Origin of the sequence: Sphingomonas sp. PvP055, from assembly GCF_040546365.1 — a bacterium.
Classification (GTDB): domain Bacteria; phylum Pseudomonadota; class Alphaproteobacteria; order Sphingomonadales; family Sphingomonadaceae; genus Sphingomonas; species Sphingomonas echinoides_A.
In genome coordinates, this window is the sequence record NZ_JBEPNS010000001.1 from 2157627 (window position 1) to 2177918 (window position 20292).

Annotated in this window: 11 protein-coding genes; all 11 read left to right on the forward strand. The window is 64.6% G+C overall.

Annotation, left to right across the window (positions count from 1 at the left end; translation table 11 throughout):
• Window positions 1–181 precede the first annotated feature (181 nt).
• The 11 genes from ABIC16_RS10210 (at window position 182) to ABIC16_RS10260 (ending at window position 20187) form a co-directional block, all read left to right on the forward strand.
• On the forward strand, window positions 182–3190 hold the full coding sequence (locus ABIC16_RS10210; RefSeq protein ID WP_354290991.1) for a TonB-dependent receptor plug domain-containing protein: 3009 nt from the start codon (window positions 182–184) through the stop codon (window positions 3188–3190).
• Between the two features lie 134 nt (window positions 3191–3324).
• A complete protein-coding gene (locus ABIC16_RS10215; RefSeq protein ID WP_354290992.1) occupies window positions 3325–5409 on the forward strand; it encodes a beta-galactosidase in 2085 nt (694 codons plus the stop codon).
• Between the two features lie 39 nt (window positions 5410–5448).
• Window positions 5449–8115 carry a glycoside hydrolase family 31 protein gene (locus ABIC16_RS10220; RefSeq protein WP_354290993.1) on the forward strand — a complete coding sequence of 889 codons (2667 nt, stop codon included), beginning with the start codon at window positions 5449–5451 and terminating at the stop codon, window positions 8113–8115.
• 1124 nt (window positions 8116–9239) lie between these two features.
• Window positions 9240–12125, forward strand: coding sequence for a TonB-dependent receptor (locus tag ABIC16_RS10225; RefSeq protein ID WP_354290994.1), 2886 nt, complete (start codon window positions 9240–9242; stop codon window positions 12123–12125).
• 225 nt (window positions 12126–12350) lie between these two features.
• Window positions 12351–13550 carry an MFS transporter gene (locus ABIC16_RS10230; RefSeq protein ID WP_354290995.1) on the forward strand — a complete coding sequence of 400 codons (1200 nt, stop codon included), beginning with the start codon at window positions 12351–12353 and terminating at the stop codon, window positions 13548–13550.
• Between the two features lie 177 nt (window positions 13551–13727).
• Window positions 13728–14117 carry a MarR family winged helix-turn-helix transcriptional regulator gene (locus ABIC16_RS10235; protein WP_354290996.1) on the forward strand — a complete coding sequence of 130 codons (390 nt, stop codon included), beginning with the start codon at window positions 13728–13730 and terminating at the stop codon, window positions 14115–14117.
• Window positions 14114–16168, forward strand: a complete 2055-nt coding sequence (locus ABIC16_RS10240; protein WP_354290997.1) for an FUSC family protein — start codon at window positions 14114–14116, stop codon at window positions 16166–16168. Before ABIC16_RS10235 ends, ABIC16_RS10240 begins: the two co-directional genes overlap by 4 nt.
• Window positions 16165–16371, forward strand: coding sequence for a DUF1656 domain-containing protein (locus tag ABIC16_RS10245; RefSeq protein WP_354290998.1), 207 nt, complete (start codon window positions 16165–16167; stop codon window positions 16369–16371). The genes ABIC16_RS10240 and ABIC16_RS10245 overlap by 4 nt, the downstream gene beginning before the upstream one ends.
• Window positions 16368–17273: an HlyD family secretion protein gene (locus ABIC16_RS10250; protein WP_354290999.1), complete on the forward strand. Its 906-nt coding sequence runs from the start codon at window positions 16368–16370 to the stop codon at window positions 17271–17273. Before ABIC16_RS10245 ends, ABIC16_RS10250 begins: the two co-directional genes overlap by 4 nt.
• The gene (locus ABIC16_RS10255; RefSeq protein ID WP_354291000.1) at window positions 17270–18691 is read left to right on the forward strand and encodes an efflux transporter outer membrane subunit; all 1422 of its coding nucleotides are present in this window, start codon (window positions 17270–17272) and stop codon (window positions 18689–18691) included. Before ABIC16_RS10250 ends, ABIC16_RS10255 begins: the two co-directional genes overlap by 4 nt.
• Window positions 18688–20187 carry an MDR family MFS transporter gene (locus ABIC16_RS10260; protein ID WP_277970425.1) on the forward strand — a complete coding sequence of 500 codons (1500 nt, stop codon included), beginning with the start codon at window positions 18688–18690 and terminating at the stop codon, window positions 20185–20187. Before ABIC16_RS10255 ends, ABIC16_RS10260 begins: the two co-directional genes overlap by 4 nt.
• The last annotated feature ends 105 nt before the right edge of the window (window positions 20188–20292 follow it).

Genomic DNA, 20292 nt, shown 5'->3' on the forward strand with positions numbered 1-20292 from the left:
AACACGTCTTATGTTTCTGCCAGAGGAATCTTGCTTGCATAAATGAAAACCTTTCGCCACATCGTGCCTACGAAGATTGGAATTGCGTGATTGTCTCGGCCTGCGAACAGGTGTCGATCCCGCAGACCGCGTTAACGATAACGTTACCAGCCAAACGCTGGACGGCATGGAGATGATGACGATGGCGATACAGTCGAGAACGTCGCACGGTTACAAGCACGCTGGAGCAACCAGCGTCATCGCGATGGCCGCATGCATCCTGGCAATGCCTGCCGGAGCGCAAGCACAGGACGTTCCCACCGCATCCTCGCCGGTCGTTGCGGACTCGATCGCAGTCGCGGCACCTCAGCAAACGACCCCTGTTGGGCCGGAACAAGTTACCGCTGAACCAGCAGCGTCGACGGATATCGTCGTCACCGGATCGCGCATCACCACCGGCGGTTTCACAGCCCCGACCCCGACGACCGTGATCGACGCAAACGCGATTGCCGCTAACGCGCAACCCAACGTCTTCACGACCATCGCCCAACTGCCATCGTTGCAGGGATCGACTGGTACGAGCACCGGTACGTTCAGCACATCGAGCGGTGCGCAGGGGCTCAGCTCCTTCTCGTTGCGCGGCGTCGGTGCGATCCGCACGCTGACGCTGATCGATGGCCAGCGCGTCGTTGGCGCCAACGTCACCGGTGTGCCCGACGTAAGCCTGTTTCCGCAACTTCTCATCAAGCGGGTCGATGTGGTGAATGGGGGTGCCTCGGCCTCCTACGGATCGGATGCGGTCGGCGGGGTAGTCAACTTCATCACCGACACCCGGTTCAAGGGCATAAAGGGCAACGTCCAAGGTGGCGTCACCACCTACGGCGACAACCGTGAGGTCCTCCTCCAGATTGCCGCCGGAACGAGTTTGCTGGGCGATCGGCTCCACCTCGTCGGAAGCACCGAATATGCGCACGAGGATGGCATCGAGGGCGGGGGCTTGGGAATCAACCTGGCGAGTGGACGAGATTGGTTCCGGCAAACGACGTTGATCAATCGCAACGTGTTCAACGACGGATCGCCGCAATATCTCGTCCGCAACTACTCGCAGCAATATAGTTATACGAAGTTCGGGCTGATTACCGCGGGCCCGCTGCAGGGCACGGCCTTCGATCAGGCCGGCAATCCCTTTCAGTTCCAATATGGCTCGAATGGCGTGCCATCGCGGACCGCCTCTGGTGCGGTCATCGGGTGTTTCCCTGGAAGCTGCCTTGGTGGCGACCTGTCCGGAAATGTCGATGTGGGGCGGTCGCTGCAGTCGCGGCTGCAGCGGTTCAGCAATTTCGGTCGGATTGGCTTTGACTGGGCGTCCGACAACGAGATCTACGTCACGGCGAATATCGCTCAGGTGAAAACCAGCAACCAGCCGATCGGCGGCCAGAACCGTCCGAACCTGACGATCCAGTGCGCCAATCCGTTCGTGCCCGTCTCGGTCCAGGCGGCCTGTGCCTCGGCGGGGATCTCCAGCTTCCAATACGGCACGAGCAACGCCGCTTTGGGGAGCACCAGAGTCTTCACCGATCGCCGCCAGTATCGCTTCGTGGCGGGGGCCAAGGGGCGCCAGTCGGTCGCCGGGTCCGACTGGACCTACGACATGTATTACGAGCACGGCACCAACTATTCCAACATCGATGTCAACAACGTCCTGCTGTCGAACCGCTTCAACCAGGCGATCAACGCGACGATCGTCAACGGCGCGACCGTCTGCGCCAATCCCGTCGCCCGGGCGAATGGGTGTCAGCCGCTCAACATCTTCGGCGGCAACCCGTCGCAGGGGGCTTTGAACTACATCATGCCCGAAGATGGCCCGTACCAGCGGACCCGACAGACTCAGGACGTCGTCAGCATCAACTTCTCGGGCGCGCCGTTCAGTCTTTGGGCAGGGCCGGTGTCCTTCGCCTTCGGCGGCGAGTTCCGGCACGAATTCTACACGGTCCGCGCCGATCCCTATGGCGCGGGGAACGCGGCCACACCGAACACGCCGGACTATCCCGCCGATCCCACGCTGCTGACCGGGGGCAACAACTGGTATGCGGGCAATTACAAGAACGGCAGCGGGGCCTACAGCGTCAAGGAGGGGTTCGTCGAAACCGACGTGCCGATCCTCAATTCCGAGGGGGCTGGACGCGCGGCGTTGAACGGTGCGATCCGCGTCACCGACTACAGCACGTCGGGCACCGTTTGGGCGTGGAAGATCGGTGGAACATGGGACCTCCCGATCGACGGCCTGCGGTTGCGCGGGGTGACCTCGCGCGACGTCCGGGCACCGAACCTGTCCGAACTGTTCGCCGCACCGACGACCACGACGCTACCGGGGTTCTTCGATCCGTTCCGCAACGTCAACGTGCTCGCGATACAGAATACGATCGGCAATACGGCACTGACGCCCGAGATTGCGCGGAACACCACCGCCGGGATAGCATTTTCGGGATCGTCGCGGCTGCCCGGCCTCAGTCTGTCGGTCGACTATTATCACATCAAGATCAAGGACGTAATCTCCAGCTTAGGCACGGGGGACATCGTCAATCTGTGTTTCCAGAACATCCTTCCGGAAACGTGCAGTGCGTTCAATCTGAACAACGCAGCAGGACCCAACTTCATCAATGTTCAGGCGTTCAACCTCGCCTCGATCGACACGGATGGCTTCGATATCGAGGCGAGTTATCGTTGGCGACGTCCGCTTGGCTTGCCGGGCAACTTTACGCTGCGCGCGCTGGCCACCAATATCCGCAAGTTCGTGACCGATACGGGTTTGCCCGGGACGATCCCGATCGATAGTGCTGGGGTCAACGTCGGAAACACACCCGATTGGAAATGGCTGGCAACGCAGACCTATGCCAATGATAGCTTCTCGCTGCTGTTGCAGGAGCGCTGGTTCAGCGATGGTGTGTTCGGTAGCCAATATGTAGAATGCTCTGCGGGGAATTGTCCGGTATCAACGAACAACAGGCCGACGATTGACAATAACTTCTTTCCGGGTGCCTTCTTGATGGACGTGGGGGGCACGTTCAACTTCACCAAGCAGGTGACGGGCTATTTCAAGATCGACAACCTGTTCAACAAGGAGCCGCCCGCATCGCCGAATTTTGTCAATCCGTCGTTGTATGACGTTAACGGTCGGACGTTCCGGGTCGGACTTCGTTTCAGCATGTGATGCTGGGCTGATCCACGTCCGCCAAGGCAGCAGCGTCTCGCATATCGTAAAGACGACAAAACCCATCCGGCACGCCACGCTCGATTTCTAGAAACGGTATCGCCGGGGAACGCCTTGGCAATGGAAGGCAGATCATGCAGCGGATCTTGAAAGCACTCGCATTGGCAATCGTGGCGGCGCCGGAAGCGGCGCAGGCGCAGATGCCCGATACCATCCTGTACGGCGTCGCTTATTATGACGAGTACACGCCGGTCGACCGCGTCGATGAGGACGCGCGGATGATGAAGGCGGCGGGGATCAGCGTGGTCCGCATCGCGGAGTCGACCTGGGGTACGCTCGAACCGCAGCCCGGGGTGTTCGATTTCAGCCATGTCGATCGCATGCTTGCCGCGATGCACAAGCAGGGCATCAAGGTGATCGTGGGAACGCCAACCTATGCGATCCCGACCTGGCTCGCGCGCCAGCATCCCAACGTGCTCGTCGTCGGCCGCGACGGTGTGCGCGCGCAATATGGCACCCGGCAGAACATGGACATCACCGATCCCGATTACCGCGCGGCGGCCGAGCGCGTGATCGTCGCGCTGGTCGACCATGTGAAGGATCATCCCGCGGTGATCGGCTATCAGCTCGACAACGAGACCAAGCCCTATGGCACCAGCGGCCCGGCGGTGCAGGCGGCATTCGTCCAGTCGCTCAAGGCGAAATGGCCGAGCCTCGATGCGCTGAACCAGGCGTGGGGGCTGAATTACTGGTCGAACCGGATCAACCGGTGGGAGGATTTTCCGTCGACCAACGGCTCGATCAACGCCAGCATGTCGAACGCCTTCGCCGCCTACCAGCGCAGTCTCGTCACCGATTTCCTCGGCTGGCAGGCCAAGCTCGTGCGCGCACATGCCCGGCCCGGCCAGTTCATGACGCAGAATTTCGATCTCGGCTGGCGCGAGGGTTCCTACGGCATCCAACCCGAGGTCGATCATTGGAAGGCGGCGCGGTCGCTCGATATCGCCGGCATCGACATCTATCATCCGACGCAGGACAAACTGACCGGCGCGGAGATCGCCTTTGGCGGCGACGAGGCGCGCTCGATCCGCAACGGACAGAATTATCTGGTGCTGGAAACCGAGGCGCAGGGTTTCCCGCAATGGACTCCTTATCCCGGCCAGCTTCGTCTTCAAGCGTTCAGCCATCTCGCCTCGGGCGCGCAGATGGTCGAATATTGGCATTGGGCGACGACGGCCAACGCGGTCGAGACCTATTGGCGCGGCCTGCTGTCGCAGGACTATAAGCCCAATGCCGAATATGCGGCGGCAAAGGTCATCGGCGCCGAGATCGCGCGCCTTGGCCCGAAGCTGGCAGGCATGACGAAACACAACCAGGTCGCCGTCTATGTCAGCAACGCCGCGCAGACCGCGTTCAATTCGTTCAAGCCGGCGGGCATCGAATATAATCAGGTGCTGCGCCCGTTCTACGACGCGCTCTATCGCATGAACGTCGAGGCCGACATCGTGTCGCCCGACAGCACGCAGAAGCTCGATCAGTACAAGCTCATCGTCGTGCCCGCTCTGTACGCGGCGAGCGACGCCGAGATCGCGCGGCTCAACGATTACGCCAAGCGCGGTGGGCATGTGCTCTACACCTTCAAGAGCGGCTTTTCGGACGAGAACACCAAGGTCCGCTATGCCGCACAGCCGGGCGCGATCGCTGATGCGGCGGGCGTCACCTATCAGGAGTTCACGATTCCCGTCGGGGTCACGCTCGCGGGCAATCCGTTCGGGGTCTCGGACGCCGACAACGCGCCGCGTTGGTGGATGGAGATGTTGAAGCCCACCACCGCCGAGGTCGTGGCGCGCTATCAGCACCCGTCCTGGCCGGCCGGCGCCGCGATGACGCGCAACCATTGGGGCAAAGGCGAAGTCAGCTATGTCGGCTTCATGCCGAGCGACGCGCTCGCCGAGAAGATCGTCGCCGCCGAAGTCACGCGGGCAGGGGTCTTGCCATCGGTCGCGGGGGTGCAGTTCCCGGTGATCGTGCGCGGCGGCACGCTCAAGAACGGTCATACCGTCCGGTACGTGCTCAACTATTCGGCTGCGCCACAGCATTTGGCGGCTCCGGCCGCGGGCACCGAACTGTTGCATGGGCGCAAGGTTCAGCGCGGCGGATCGATCGACCTCGCCCCGTGGGACGTCGCGATCATCGAGGAAGACGGGCGGCCCGGCTGATGGCCGCGCCGTGCAGAAACGAAACGAAGGGGAGGGTACGTGAGCGAGACGAAAACGCCGCGTAGCGCGGCCATCACCCGGCGCGCGCTGCTTGGAAGCGGTGCGGGCGTGGCGATCGTGTCGAGCGGCCTGGTGCGAGCCGCGACAAGGATCGCCGCGCCGGATTTCGTGATCCGCACCGGCGACCTGTCGATTGCCGTCACGGCACTCAGCGACCGTGCATTTCGCGTCCGCGTCGCGCCTGTTGGAGCACCTCCCGCAACGCCGAGCGAAATGCTCGCGCCCATCGCGAAGCCGCCTATCCCGAAGCGAACGCAGGAAGGTAGTCGAACGGTGCTGACGCTGCCGCACGCGCGATGCATGTGGGACGAAGCGACGGGGTGCCTGTCGTTCCAGGACGGCGCGGGCAAATTGCTCCTCAGCGAAGCGCCCGGAACGCGCCAGGTTGCGCCATCGACGATCGGAAACGAGCCTACCCTCGCCGTAACGCAAGGGTTCGCCAGCCCGGCCGACGAACGCCTCTACGGCACGGGCTGTTTTCAGGACGGCCATCTCGATATCCGGGGTCTTCCCCGTCGCCTGACGCAAGTGAATACGCAGATCAGCCAGCCGTTCGTGCTGTCGAGCAAGGGCTATGGTCTGCTGTGGCACAATCCCGGCATGGCCGAATTGAACCGGCCGGACCGGGCGATTGCGTTGACCCGGCAGGCGGCGGCTGGCGCGGCGCGCATGGCGGATGTCACCACCTCCACCGGCAATGCCCGCGTCGAGCGCCGCGATGCGGAGTTCACCGGCACGTTCAGCGTCCCGCAGAGTGGGCGCTATGCGTTCCTGCTCGATCTCGGGCGCAAGATGTCCTCGCGCCATTATCTGGCGATCGACGGCACGCCCCTGACGGATCACACCAATGCCTGGTTGCCGCCGACCGCCAGCGTCATCGGTGCGCTTGCCGCGGGGGAGCACAGCGTGCTGGTGCGGGCAAGCGACGAGGACGTTCCGGTCCTCGCCTTCGCACCCGTTGAAGATCGCACGACCTGGTCGTCGCCGGTCTCCGAGGGGATCGATTATGTCGTGATCGCCGGGCCGACGTCGGCGCAGATCATGGCGGGGTATCATGCCTTGCTCGGGCCGCAGCCGATGATGCCGCTATGGGCGCTCGGCTACATTCATTGCCGCGAGCGGTTCCACTCGTCGGACGAGATCCTCGCGACCGCTCGCGAATTCCGCGCGCGCAAGCTGCCCTGCGACATGATGGTGCAGGACTGGCAATATTGGGGAAAGTATGGCTGGAACGCCATGCGTTTCGATGAGGATCATTATCCCGATCCCGCTGGCCTCGTTCGCGATCTGCATGCGATCGACATGCGCTTCATGCTGTCGGTCTGGTCCAAGGTCGGCAAGGAAACCGAACTCGGCAAGGAGGTTGCCGCCAAGCGCTTCTACATTCCCGGGACCGAGTGGATCGATTTTTTCAATCCCGTCGCCGCCCGCTTCTATGCCCAACAGCAGACCCAGAAGCTCGGCGCGCTTGGCATCGACGCCTGGTGGCAGGACGCGACCGAACCCGAGAATGACGATCTGGCCGGGCGGCCGATCTATGCGGCACCGGGCCGGACCCAGCCGGGCGAGAAACGCCGCAACCTATACCCGCTCCAAGTCAGCCGAACGGTCTATGAGGCGCAGCGGCGCGCCTATCCCGACAAGCGTGTGATGATCCTCACCCGATCCGCGGCACCAGGCCAGCAGCGTTACGGCGCAGCGACATGGTCGGGCGACATCGGTCACGACTGGGAGACGCTGAAACGCCAGATCCCGGCTGGGCTCAACATGGCAGCGGCAGGTCAGTCCTGGTGGACCGTCGACGCCGGCGGCTTCTTCCGCCCGGGCAAGGGGCAATATACCGACCCTGCCTATCAGGAACGCTTCCTGCGCTGGTTCCAGTTCGCGACCTTCCTGCCGATGACGCGCGTCCACGGCTACATGACCGACACCGAGTTCTGGCGCTATGGCGAAACGGTGGAGCGCGTCGCGCGCTTCTACCTCGAACTCCGCTATCGGTTGCTGCCCTACACCTATGCGCTGGCAGCCGAGGCCTCTGCTTCCGGGATGCCGCTGATCCGACCGTTGGTGTTCGACTTTCCGGACGATCCGAAGGCGCTGGATCAGGTTCACGCCTATATGTTCGGCAGCGCCATCCACGTCGCGCCGGTACTGGCGGCCGACGTGACGACCTGGGACGTCTACTTGCCGGTTTCGGAGGGCGGCTGGTACGATTTCTGGACGAATGAGCACCGTGCGGGTGGGCGGACGCACACCGTCCCGGTGACGCTCGACCGTATTCCGCTGCACGTGCGGGCGGGAAGTATCCTGCCGCTGGGGCCTGTCGGCCAATCGACCGCGCGGCTTCTGGGCGGGCCGCTTGATCTCATGGTCTATCCCGGGCGGGATGGCACTGCTTCGCTGTACGAGGATGACGGGCTCAGCTATCGCTATGAGCAGGGTGCGGCGGCGCGCATGTCGCTCACTTGGGAACAGTCGGCAGGGGTGCTCGCGTTCGGCACGCGGCAGGGCGCGTATCCCGGCATGACGAAGCGCAGGGAGATCCGCGTTCATGTGATGCGCCCAGGAACCGCCGCACTTTTGGCAAGCGCAGGTCTGTCGGTAGATTATGACGGGCGTGCCAAGCGGATGACGGTTTTGGCATAGCCGTCGCGAGGGGCTGGCATGCGCAGAGCGGTCTGCCCGCGCTGTTCGGATATCGTCAACCGGTTTCGATGATCTATCTGCCGGGCCGACGTAACGGCTTCACGGCCGGGAGCGCGACACCCCGAAGTGGTGAACCAATTGCAGCCGGCGCGACGTGGCGGCGCAAGTGAGGGCGATTCGAAACGCGCTTTGCAATCCGAATAAATCGTTGGGCACCGACCCTGAACGCCGCCACGCCATGCGGTCTAATTTCGGCTTGCCGCAATTGTTGATGGCGTGGCTCGCGGGAAACCGCACGCTGGCCGAAGGGGAATTTGTCGGGGCGTTGCGAGCGTAAATCCCCAGGTTGGACACCCGAATAGCGAAGCACGGAAAGCGCGATCGCATGGTCCCGCTTTGCAAACGGGTCGCGATGTAATCCTTTACATTAAAAATAGATGAACATACTCAACGCGTAAGTTTGGCGCTCAGACGTCGCAGAGGGAGAGGCTGGCGTGGTCACAACGAAGGCTGCCGTCACCATAGCGCGCTATGGTTCGACACGTCGCTCGAGCGCGCCAAAACGCAAAATAAGGGCCGCAGCCCGCCGTGGGTGGTGCGCGACTAAAGCTTCCCGCAAGATGATGAGCATTCCTCGTCACGCCCCCGCACCGATCGATTCAGGGCTTCGCTGATGGCGTCTCGGTACGCCTCCGATCCGTACAACCCGGCACTTGTTCCGATGGCATTATGCAAAGCGGACCGTTCAGCGTCTCGTCGAATGACCGAGACACTGGGTCGCCTAGCCGCTCATTCCGCCAGGATAAGAAGTAAGACGACGTTGCCGGAGGCAACAGTACGTCGACCGTTCTTATCGGCCGCACTCAAATCACCGGAGGTTGTAATGCTCAGAATGCCTCCGTGAGAAAGGACATTGATCGGCAAGATGTCGATGAAGTGAATATATCAACAACATCACCTGGAATGTCTGTGCCTTTCTATTGCTGAACATATGCAATGGCGCGGGAGTCTGTCCTGCCACGGTGCCAGACTAGTTCCAGGATCGCAGATCATCGGGCGGCAACAAGCTCGAGATAACTACAAACTGAATGGGCTCAGGATTGCCCGATACCGGGAGAGGGATTATGAAGTTTCGTTCCGCACGAGTTTGCCTGCTGATCGGCAGCGCTCTCGTCACCACGCCGGCGTTCGCGCAGGATGTAACCGCGCCCACACCAGGATCGGTGCAGGACAGCGCCACCGCGCAACCGCTGGAACCGACCCCGACAGCCGCTGAGCCGGGTCAGGATACGCCCGCACCCGGCGAGGACATCGTCGTCACCGGAATTCGCAGCAGTCTCGCCAATTCGGCACGCGTGAAGCGCGACGCACAGCAAATCGTCGACAGCATCAGCGCGGAAGATGTCGGCAAATTCCCCGATTCCAACATCGCTGAATCGCTCCAACGCATTACCGGCGTCGCGATCGACCGATCGGGCGGCGAAGGCCAGTTCATCACCGTTCGCGGCCTTGGGCCGGAATTCAATACCGTGCTGGTCAACGGTCGCGTCATGGCGACCGACAATCCCGGACGCGAATTCTCGTTCGACGTTCTCTCGTCCAACATGATCCAGCGTACCGACGTGTTCAAATCGAACGTGCCCGAACTGCAGGAAGGCGGCATCGGGGCCACGGTCAATATCATTACCGCACGTCCGCTGTCTGGGCGCAGCGGGTTCCACTTCGCGGCGTCGGCGGGCGCGATATACGATACGTTGCGCAAGAAGGCCGGGCCGGATGGATCGGCTACCGCGTCGTGGACCAATCCCGACAAGACCTTCGGCGTCGTGCTGTCGGGGTCGTACACGAAGCGCAAGAACCAGGACGATTCCATCGCGATCGACGGGTGGATCAACGGCCGGCCCGATATCATCTCGGTGATCGGCGGCGCGCCGACATTGATCACCGGCGCAGACCCGCGATACCCGGTCTCGGGCAACGTCAACGTTCCCCAGAGCCTCTATTACCAGCGCACGCAGGAACAGCGTGAGCGGATCAACTTGGCGGGTGCCGTCCAGTTCAAGCCGACCGACACGCTCGAATTGACCGTCGACGGCGTCTACTCGAAGTTCAACGTGTCGGGGGAAGTCCGCCGGCTCGATAACTTCCTGGCCGCGCCATATTATCAGCCGACGTTCGACGGGAATAGGACCGCGACCAGTCTAAGCATGATCGGCGGCGACTTCATCGCCCAGAACCCGCAGTTCCTGGCGGACAACCGCGACCGGCTGACCAACAACGGCCTCAATTCGAAGGTCGACCACGTCTACAACCTGACGAACCGCCAGTCCGAGAGCTATCAGATCGGCGGCAACGTCAAATGGAACCCGTCGAGCAACGTCGAAGTCCGGCTCGACGCGTCGGTCACGGGCGCAAACCGCGTTTCGCCGAACCAGTACCTCGTGATCGGCGCGTTGCTGCCCTACAGCTATCAGTTCAATCTCAACCCCGGCCAGTTGCCGACCGCGTCGTTCGACAATTCCATCATCAACGATCCCAACCGGATGCGCCTGCATTACATGGGGATCGACACCAATCGCTCGCGCGATCGGGGTTCGGAATTCCACCTAGATACCAAGTATCAGGTGGACAATTCGATCCTCAAGTCGGTGTTGATCGGCGGATCGTACACCGAACGGCGCAAGATCAACCGGTCGTTCAACAACAGCGATTCGAGCTGCACCTATTGCGGGTATCAGGTCCCGATCGCTCAAGGCCTTCTGGAATCGTACGATTGGCAGAACTTCCAGGGTGGCGGTCGGAACATTCCACCTTCGCTGTTCCAGTTCGATCCGCAGGCGTTCCTGGCCTATCTGAATGACCCAGCCACGCTGTCGATCCCGACCAACGGTCGGACACCCGCGCAACAGGCCGCATTCGCGCAACAGGCGCTCGCGCTGCCGGGCGGACCGTTCGGGGTGCGCGAGCAGCTTCGCGGAACGGTCAACGTCCAGGAGCGGCTGACCGCAGGGTACATCAGCATGCAGTTCGGCGGCCCGCGCTGGTCGGGCAACGTCGGCGTCCGCGTCGTCAGGACGCAAGTCCTGTCCGCTGGCTTCGACACGCCCGTCACGAGCATCGCTAACACGCCGGGCGATGACACGCTGCAATACACCTATGGTCCGCCAACGGCGGTGTCGGTGAGCAACAGCTACGTCAACGCACTGCCGTCGGCGAACATCCGGTACAACGTCACCGACAAGCTGCTCGCGCGGGCTGCGTTCTCGCAGACGGTGACCCGCCCGACGCTGACCGATCTTGGCGTGAACAACGATTTCGGTGGCCGAATTTCGGTGCCGCAGTCTAGCGGCGGCAACCCGAACCTGCTGCCCTTCCGTTCGACCAACTACGATGTCTCGCTCGAATGGTATGTCACCCCCGTCAGCTATTTCAGCGTGGGTGCATTCCACAAGGACCTCAGCGATTTCCTTGAACTCCAGACGCTGCCGGTCAACCGGTTCGGTCGCGTGTTCCAGGATACCCGCACGCGCAACGGACAAACCGGCTACATCCGCGGCGTCGAGGTGGGGGCGCAATATGCATTCGACTGGCTGCCGGGCTTTGCGTCGGGCTTCGGCGTCACCGGCAACTATACGTACGTGAACAGCAAGGTGGAGCGCGATCAAACTCTCACGGACTATGACTGCGGGTACAACGGCCTGTCGCCGCATTCGGCCAACGGCAGCGTCTTTTACGAAAAGTACGGCATTTCGGCACGGACGTCGTACAACTGGCGTTCGGATTACCTGCGGCAGTGCCGGTCGAGCCAGGGACGACCGCGCAACCGCTCGTCTTATGGGCAGCTCGACTTCAATGTTGCCTATGACCTGACCCGCAACTTCCAGGTCTATGTTCAGGGCGTCAACGTCACGAACACGCGGGTGAGCGAATGGTCGGCGATCGAAGACCGGTTCCTGCTGCTCCAGGAAACGGGTGCACGGTACAACTTCGGGGTACGGGTCAAGTTCTGATCCGGTCTCGCCACCGAGCGACCTGATGGGGGATCCCGATAGTCGGGTTCGTGAAGCGCGTATCCTTGGGGATGCGGGCGGCATCACGAACCTGCTATCGGGAACCTCTGATAGCCGGTTCAAGTCTCGCGGTTGTAACTTGTCCGTGGCACGACCACATCCACGGCGACCAGCGGAGTGCAAAAGCACCGGCGCGGAGGGGATATCCCATCAAGGACTTCCCGCATGACGAGCGCCCAGGATGCGATCGCCGCTAATCCCGTCACCGTGACGCCAAAGACCGCGTATTTGGCAGAAATTGCGCTCGCTCTTGGCGGCTTTGCGCTCGGAACGGGTGAGTTTGCGTCCATGGGACTGCTACCCAACGTCGCAAATGACGTCCACGTCAGCGTTCCCATCGCCGGTCACATGATCAGCGCCTATGCGCTCGGCGTTGTCGTGGGAGCGCCCCTGCTGACGGTGCTGTTTGCACGGGTCGGGCGACGGGCGATGCTGATCGGCCTCATGATCTTTTTCGCGGTCGCCAATCTGCTGTGTGCGGTCGCCTCCAGCTATGCCCTCATCGTCGCCGCGCGCTTTCTCGCGGGTCTGCCGCATGGTGCGTATTTCGGGATTGCCGCGCTGGTCGCCGCGTCCCTAGTGCCGGTCGAGAAACGGGCGCAGGCCGTCGCACGGGTGATGCTTGGGTTGAGTTTTGCCAACATCGTTGGCGTCCCGTTTGCCACTTGGGTCGGTCAGGCCGCGGGCTGGCGTGCGGCGTTTGGCGTCGTTGCGGTGATCGGGTTGGCGACGGCGACCCTGTGCCGGGTTGCACTCAACCCCACACCTGCGCCCGACAATGCGAGCCCGCTGACCGAACTCGGCGCGCTCAAGCGTGGCCAGATCTGGCTGACGCTCGGCATCGCCGCAATCGGGTTCGGCGGGGTGTTCGCGGTCTACAGCTATATCACCCCGCTGCTGACGGAGGTCTCCGGCATGACCGAAGCGCGCGTGCCTTTGGTTCTGTCGGTCATCGGGATGGGAATGGTCGCCGGGAGCCTGTTCGGCGGCTGGCTGGCCGATCGGGGCGTGATGCGCGCGATCTTCGTGACGCTGGCGCTCAACGTCGTTGCGCTTGGCCTGATCCCGGTCTCCGCGCCCTCTGTCGTCGCAGTGACGGTCAATATGTTCTTCGTCGGTTTCGCGGCGTTGTCGATGGGGGCTCCATTGCAGACCCGCCTGATGGATATCGCCGCCGATGCCCAGGCGCTTGCCGCCGCGCTCAACCACAGCGCGTTCAACATCGCCAACGCGCTTGGCGCATGGCTCGGCGGGGTCGCTATTGCGGCGGGGCTGGGTTGGACCTCGACTGGCGCGATCGGCGTTCTGCTGGCGCTCGGTGGCGTCGCGATTGCGGTCGCGGCGTGGAGGACGAGCGAGCGTTGATCGAGCGCTCGGACATACCGAGCGATCGGCGCTCAGGGAGAATAGGGCTAGCCCAACAATAAATCTTACCGTGCTGCATTGCAGCATCGCGAAATCATATTACTTAGCACGCTAATGATTCCTCCGCGATCCACCCTCGAGTCGTCCTACGCGCGCACCCTCCTGCCGCTTGCGCGAATGTGGCGGAAGGCCGCGGATCGTGCGCTCAGCGGTATGGGGCTGTCCGCCTCGATCGGCTGGGCACTGATCCAGGTCGGTCGACTGGGGGACGACGTTCGCCAGACCGATCTGGCGAACGAGCTTGACGTCACGCAGGCGTCGCTGGTCCGGTCGGTCGACCAGATGGTCGACGGGGGATGGGTCGAGCGCCACCGCGATCCCGACGACGCGCGGGTCAGCCGGATCCGGCTGACGGCGCAAGGCCGTGCGCTGGTCACGACGATCGAAGCGACACTCGAAAGCCTGCGACGGACGATGCTCGACGGCGTCAGCGACGAAGACCTTGCGACCGCGCTCCGCGTCGCCGAGCGGGTCGGCGCGCGCTTCCAGCAAGGCCGCGCCCGATGATCGGGGCACGGTTCGGCAGCCGGGAAGCGCTGTTCGCAGTGAAATGCTTCGTTGCGGCGATCCTCGCTTATTACATTGCGCTGCGGATCGGTCTGACGCGTCCGTACTGGGCGGTGACGACGTCCTATATCGTCGCGCAGCCGCTTGCCGGCGCCGTGCTGTCCAAGGCGGTGTTCCGGGTCGCGGGCACGGTGCTCGGCGCGATCGCGGCGGTGGTGCTGGTGCCCAATCTGGTCAACGCGCCCGAACTGCTGTCGCTTGGGCTGGCGCTGTGGCTGGGGCTTTGCCTCTACATCTCGCTGCTCGACCGGACCCCGCGCGCCTATCTGTTCCTGCTGGCAGGGTATACCGCGAGCATCATCGGCTTTCCTTCCGTCGATGCGCCCGGTGCGATCTTCACGACGGCTGCGTTGCGCGTCCAGGAGATTACGATCGGCATCCTGTGCGGGAGTTTGATCCACGGCCTGGTCTTCCCGCAGACCGTGACCGCGACCTTGCTGGCGCGGATCGACACGATCCTTGGCGACGCGGAACGCTGGTCGCGGGATTCGCTGGCGGGCGAGGCGGATGCCGCGCTCGACCGGGACCGCCGTCGCCTCGCGCTCGATATCAATGAGTTGCACCAGCTTTCCATCCATCTTCCGTTCGATACGGCACGGTTGCTGCCGCGCGTACGCACGTTGCGGGCCCTCCAGGCCGAACTGTCGATGCTGCTGCCGCTCGCCAGCGCGGTCGACGACCGCATTGAGGAGTTGCTGCGCAGCGCCGATGCGCCGCGGCCCGAGGCGCTCGCGCTGATCGAGGACGTTCGCGACTGGCTGCGTGATCCGCCTTCCACCGCGGACCGCAGCGCGACCGCTGACGCCTTGATCGCGCGTGCCCGCGCGCTCGAACCGGCCCCCGCGCCGTCGATGATCTGGCGTGATGCGCTCCGGCTCAGCTTGCTCGCGCGGCTCGCCGAACTGATCGACGCGCATCGCAACGCGCGCGACCTGCGCGACCAGATGCGCTCGCCGTCGCGCGCGCCTGTAACGCCGGGGGTCGCCGCGTTGCTCAAGCGCACTGCTCGGCGTCCGTTTCACCGCGACCGTGGCATCGCCTTGCGCGCGGCTGGCGGGACGGTCGCGACGATTTTGCTCGGCTGCGCCTTCTGGATCGGAACGGGCTGGTCGGACGGAGCGGGCGCCGTGCTGATCGCGGGGGTCTGCTGCGCATTGTTCGGCAATAGCGACGATCCCGCACCCGCGATCATGGCGTTCTTCTACGGAACGATCCTCGGGCTTGCCGTGGCCGCCGTCTATGCGTTCGCGATCCTGCCGCGCGTGACCGACTTCGTTACGCTCGCTGCGGTCCTCGCGCCGCCGATGCTGATCGGCGGAATGTTCCTCGCGCGACCGTCGACCATGCTGATCACGCTCGGCGCGTTGCTTGGCGGGCTCAACACGGTCGGGCTCAACGATCGCTTCGGGGGGAGCTTCGATGCCTTTCTCAACGGCGGGATTTCGCAGCTGGTGGGGACGTTCTTCGCGGTCGTCACCGTCGGCCTGTTCCAGACGATCGGGGCGGATACCAGCGCGCGCCGACTGATCCGCGCGGGTTGGCGCGAGCTCGCGGCGCGCAGCGATTTGCGCGGGCAACCCGATGCGGCCGGATGGGTCGCGCGGATGCTCGACCGGATCGGGCTGCTCGCGCCCCGCCTCGCGCTGCAGGGCGAGGATCCGGGGAAGCCGCTGCTCGATGCGCTCGCCGATCTGCGCGTCGGCGTCGCGGTCGGCGAGTTGCGGCAGCTACGGCTCGATGGATCGGAGACCGAGGACGCGCTGATCACGCCGGTGCTGCGCGGCGTGGGGACGCATTACCGCGCGTTGCGGCCGAACGAGCCCGCGCCCCCGGAACCAGAGCTGCTCGCGGGGATCGATCGCGCGCTGACCGGTTTCGGGGCGAGCCTGCCGGAGCGGCATCGCAGTGGCGTGCTCGCGCTGACGTCGCTGCGCCGCAACCTGTTCCCGCAGGCGCTTGCCTATCAACCGGGCGTGGAGGTGACGGCATGATCGGTGAAGTCTCGATCGGTGGCGTGTTCCTGCCGACCATCCTCGTGCTTGGCGTCGCAGCCTTGCTGTTGACCGCTGCGGTGTCGCGCCTGCTCGGTTTTGCCGGGGTGTACCGCTTGGTCGCCTATCGACCGCTCGTCGACGTCGCCTTGTTCATCCTCCTCCTCGGGCTGCTCGCCCTGCTGACCGGACCTTCCGCATGACCTCCGCCCGCCTGAAATCGCTGATCGCCCCGCTTGGCCGGTCCGCCGTCACCCTGATCATCGTCGCGCTCGCGGTGCTGGTCGCGATCTGGCTGTGGCGGCGGTACGAGACCGATCCGTGGACGCGCGACGGCCGCATCCGCGCGGACATCGTCCGCGTCACGCCCGACGTCGCGGGGCTGGTGACGCAAGTCGCGGTCCATGACAATCAGGCGGTCAAGCCCGGCGACGTGCTGTTCGTGGTCGACCGCCCCCGCTTCGAACTGACGCTCGCGCAGTCGGATGCGGCGATCGCGAGTGCCCGTGCGACGCTGCTACAGGCGCGGCGCGAGGCGCAACGCGATCTGGCGCTGGGCGATCTCGTCGCGAAGGAAACGCACGAACAGAATGTCGCGCGCGTCGCAACCGCATCGGCGGCACTCGCGCAGGCGCAGAGCGCGCGCTCGACCGCCGCGCTCAATCTCGCGCGGACGACGGTGCGTGCGACGGTGCACGGGATCGTCACCAACCTCGATCTCCACCCCGGCGACTATATCGCGGCGGGCGCGCAGGCGATGGCGCTGGTCGACACCGACTCGCTTCGCGTCGAGGGGTATTTCGAGGAGACCAAGCTCGGCGGGATCCACCTCGGTGATCCGGTCATCGTCCATCTGATGGGCGAGCCACGCGCTTTGCACGGGCGCGTCGACAGCATCGCCGCCGGGATCAACGACAGCGAGCGGACCAACACGTCCAACCTGCTGCCCAACGTTAACCCGACCTTTAGCTGGGTCCGGCTGGCGCAGCGCATTCCGGTGCGGGTCAAGTTGGGGCAAGTCCCGGCGGGCATCCCACTGATCGTCGGGCGGACCGCGACGGTGACGGTCGAGCAGAAGGCCGGCCAGCCGGTGGTGGCGGCATGATGCGCCTCCGGACCGCACCGCGCAGGACGTTGCCCGCGCTGATCGCACTGGCGCTGGCGGGGTGCACCACCGCAGGGCCGAACTATGCGCTTCCGGAGGCGGCAGTGGTCAATCGCCCGTCCGCGCAGAACAGCTTAGACAGCGGGCACGAAAAGGTGTTCGCCGACGTGCCGCTGCCCGATCACTGGTGGCAGCTTTACGGCGACGCGCGGCTCGACGGCTTCGTGACCGAGGCGCTGGCCGCGAACACGGATCTGCGCGCGGCGGATGCGAACCTGCGCCGCGCGGACGCGGTGGTCGCGGAGGTCGCGGCGGGGCGGACGCTGTCGACGCTGCTGGGTGGCGGAACCTCGGTCGATCGCCTGACGACGACCGGCGGGTCGCTGCCGGGTACGCTCGATTATAACCTCGGCATTTCGCTGGCCTATCCGCTCGATCTGTCAGGGCGGATCCGGCGCGGGATCGAGGCGGCGCAGGGCGATGCCGAAGCGGTCGCCGCCGCGCGCGACAACGTTCGCGTGACCGTCGCGGCCGAGACCGCGCGCAGCTACGCCGCCGTCTGCACCGCCAACATGGTGCTTGCCGCCAACAACCGGATCCTCGCGCTGCAACGCCGGACGCTCGACGTGACACAGCGGTTGCAGCGCGGCGGTCGCGGCACCGCGTTCGACGTTACCCGCGCGCGCTCGGCAGTCGAGCAGAGCGCGGCGCTGATCCCGACGCAGGTCGCCACCCGCACCGCCGCGCTATACCGGCTCGCGACGCTGATGGGGCGCACGCCCGCGGATTACCCGCGTGACGTCGCCACCTGCGCGCGACCGCCCGCGCTTACCCGTCCGCTGCCGATCGGTGACGGCGCGGCTTTGATCCGCCGCCGCCCCGATATCCGCGGCGCCGAACGCACGCTCGCCGCCGCGACCGCGCGGATCGGCGTAGCGACGGCGAACCTGTATCCGCAGGTGAGCCTGAGCGGCTCGGCGGGGTTCACCGGCCCGGTATCGGCTTTGGGGTCGGGCAACGCCTTCCACCTCGGGCTGGGGCCGCTGATCAGCTGGAGCTTCCCCAACCGTCCGGTCGTCCGTGCGCAGATCGCGCAGGCGGGCGCGTCCGCCGACCAGGCGCTGGCGCAGTTCGATTCGACGACGCTCGAGGCGCTGCGCCAGACCGAGACGGCGTTGTCCGCTTATGCGCGCGAGGCCGACCGTAACGCGGCGCTATCGCGCGCGCAGGCGAGCGCGGCGACTGCGGCGGATCAAGCGGGGCGGCTCTATCGCTTCGGGCGGACCGATTTCCTGTCGCTGCTGACCGCGCAGGCCGCGCTCACCACCGCGCAGGCTAATCTCGCAGCGTCCGACGCCTTGTTGGTCGATCGCCAGGTCGACGTGTTCAAGGCGCTCGGCGGGGGGTGGCAGGCATGAGGCTCCGGCGCCGCGGGCTGGCCGCGATCAACAGTGAAATCCGCGACGGCATCCTGCCTGCCGCTGGCACGATCGCGCAGGTCGCGAAGGAACCGGGCACCGTCCCACACACGCCGCGCAACTACCGCGTCACCGCACTGATCATCGCTTGCGCGTTGTTCATGGAGCAAATGGACGCGACCGTGCTCGCCACGGCTTTGCCGACGATGGCGCGCGATTTCGGCGTTCCCGCGACGAGCATGGGGTCCGCGCTCACCTCCTACCTGCTCGCGCTGGCGATCTTCATCCCGGCGAGCGGGCGGCTGGCGGACCGGTTCGGGTCGCGCACCGTGTTCCGCGCGGCGATCCTGATCTTCGTCGGCGGATCGATGCTGTGCGGGTTCGCCACCAGCCTGCCGTTCATGATGGCGGCGCGCTTCCTGCAAGGGCTGGGCGGCGCGATGATGATCCCGATCGGACGGCTCGTCCTGCTGCGCAGCGTCGCCAAGGAGGATATGGTCCAGGCGATGTCGTGGCTGATCATGCCCGCGCTGATCGGCCCGATCCTCGGGCCACCAGTGGGCGGTGCGATCGTCACCTATCTCGACTGGCGCTGGATCTTCTATCTCAACGTGCCGATCGGGTTGCTCGGCGTAGTCCTGGTGACGCGCTACATCGGGAACGTGCGGGAGGATCGCCCTGCGAAATTCGACGTTCCCGGGTTCCTGCTGTCGGGCGTGTCGCTCGGCTGCCTGTTGTTCGGGTTCGAAATGACGAGCCGGACTGGGGAATTGGCGCAGGCGCTGATCCTGATCGGGATCGGGTTGGTCTCCGGCATCTTGTATATTCGCCACGCCAAGCGTCGCGCCGACCCGATCCTCGACCTGTCGCTGATGCGGATCCCGTCGTTCCGCCTGTCGGTGATCGGCGGGTCGCTGACGCGCATCACGCAGGGCGCGCAGCCCTTCCTGCTCCCGATGATGCTGCAACTCGGCTTCGGGATGACCGCAGCGGCGAGTGGGGCGATCACCGTGGCGGGGGCGATCGGCTCGCTGTGCATGAAGGGGCTGGCTCCACGGCTGCTGCGGCGGTTCGGCTTTCGCAACAGCCTGATCGTCGGGGGGATCGGTGCGAGCGCGGGCTATGCGGTGTGCGGGCTGTTCCGGCCCGACTGGCCGATCCCGGCGATCTTCGGCGTGCTGATGCTGTCGGGCTTCTTCATGTCGTTCCAGTTCTCGGCCTATAACACGATCGCCTATGACGAAATTCCGTCGACCCGGATGAGCAGCGCGACCAGTTTCTATGCGACGTTCCAGCAGTTGATGCTGTCGCTCGGCATCTGCGTCGGCGCGGCGTCGCTCCATGTCGGGATGCTGGGGTCGGGACGGGGGACGCCGGTGCTCAGCGACTTTTCGCTGGCATTCTTCGTGGTCACCGCGGTCTCCGCCTCCGCGACGATATGGAACCGACGCTTCGCGCGCGATGCGGGGTCAGAACTCAGCGGGCATCACGCGTAAGGTCGGTGGTTCGACCCAAGTTGCCGACACTCCGCGCGTCCGGCCCGCTCACCAGCTTCGGACGTTCGTTCCGGTGCGCACTACAGCCGCTGAAGATCGGGGGCG